Consider the following 328-nt stretch of genomic DNA (forward strand, 5'->3'; position numbering starts at 1 on the left):
CAATAAACAACGCTTTCACTACATTTAACAATTTTATGAAAAATTCATCTTCGAAAGCTTCAACTTCCTTCATTGCTCTTTTAAAAAAATCTCTCCCTTCAATTTTTTCACCATTCTGAAAATGAATGAGGGATAGATCGTAGTATGCCTGAATAATTTCTTTAGCTCCTGTCTTTTTCGCCAGTTTAACAGCTTGATGATACAAAGGCATAGCCATTGGGCTGTTTAAACGGTTATAACTATTGCCCATATTTAAATACGCAAATGTCTGCATTAACTCATTCCCAATTTCCTCTGCCATTTCTAAAGCAATTTGTAAATGAACTAA

At 33.2% G+C, this 328-nt stretch carries 1 protein-coding gene; it reads right to left on the minus strand.

The features are described from left to right. Positions 1-301, minus strand: a 301-nt coding sequence (locus F1003_RS18535) for a hypothetical protein (protein ID WP_202913907.1), incomplete at its 3' end; no start/stop codon positions are given. Between the last annotated feature and the right edge of the window lie 27 nt (positions 302-328).

This window comes from Winogradskyella ouciana (assembly GCF_009709615.1).
In the GTDB taxonomy this organism is placed as follows: Bacteria; Bacteroidota; Bacteroidia; order Flavobacteriales; family Flavobacteriaceae; genus Winogradskyella; species Winogradskyella ouciana.